Origin of the sequence: Paraburkholderia sp. RL17-373-BIF-A, from assembly GCF_046030175.1 — a bacterium.
In the GTDB taxonomy this organism is placed as follows: Bacteria; Pseudomonadota; Gammaproteobacteria; order Burkholderiales; family Burkholderiaceae; genus Paraburkholderia.
In genome coordinates, this window is record NZ_JARESO010000303.1 from 1 (window position 1) to 985 (window position 985).

Genomic DNA, 985 nt, shown 5'->3' on the forward strand with positions numbered 1-985 from the left:
ATCAACATCAGGATCCTTGACACCTGCGTTCATGGCGTTGTCAAGCGCCCCAATAGCCAGTTCCATACAGCGGAGTTTGTTGTCGCCCTTTAAACGCGAGTCTATGGCCGTCAGGATGCTGCCGGCGTCAGGATTGTTCCGGTGGTTAAAAAGAATATCGCGCACGTCCGGACGACTCAGGTCCTCTGATAATCCAGCGAAGACGATCCCGGAAAGCCTTTCACCGGTAAGCTGATCAGAGCAGCGCAAGAGAGCTTCCAGCGAGAATGTCGTCTGATGCAAGGTCGCCCCGCTCAGGCGCGCCCGGAGCAGGTTCACCCCGCTCAGGTTCGCCCCGCTCAGGTTCGCCCCGTCCAGGTTCGCCCACTGCAGGTTCGCCCCGCTCAGGTTCGCCCCGCTCAGGTTCGCCCCGCTCAGGTTCGCCAGGACCAGGCGCGCCCCGCTCAGGTTCGCCCCGCTTAGGTTCGCCCCGCTCAGGTTCATCCCGCGCAGGTCCACCCCGCTCAGGTTCGCCCCGCTCAGGTTCGCCCCGCTCGGCCTCGCCCCGATCAGGTTCGCCCCGATCAGGTTCGCCTCGCGCAGGTCCACCCCGCTCAGGTCCACCCCGCTCAGGTTCGCCCCGCTCAGGTTCGCCCCGCTCAGGTTCGCCCCGCGCAGGTTCGCCCCGCGCAGGTCCACCCCGCTCAGGTCCACCCCGCTCAGGTCCGCCCCGCGCAGGTCCGCCCCGCGCAGGTCCGCCCCGCGCAGGTTCGCCCCGCGCAGGTCCGCCCCGCTCAGGTCCATCCGGCTCAGGTTCATCCGGCTCAGGTTCACCCCAACCACGCTCCCACCTCTGAGCAAGTCCCGTTTCGCCGGTGGAATGTATTCAGTGGCTTCCCTGTACCGATAATGATCTGTCTCGTGCCAAACAATTTCCTGTTCCAGAACTGCCCTGAGGTCATCGATGGTGCCACCATCGATGGCAAAAGACTCAGACGTCACGCCG

At 65.0% G+C, this 985-nt stretch carries 1 protein-coding gene; it reads right to left on the bottom strand.

The features are described from left to right. Positions 1-985, bottom strand: a 985-nt coding sequence (locus P0D80_RS50530; RefSeq protein WP_408296355.1) for a pentapeptide repeat-containing protein, incomplete at both ends; no start/stop codon positions are given.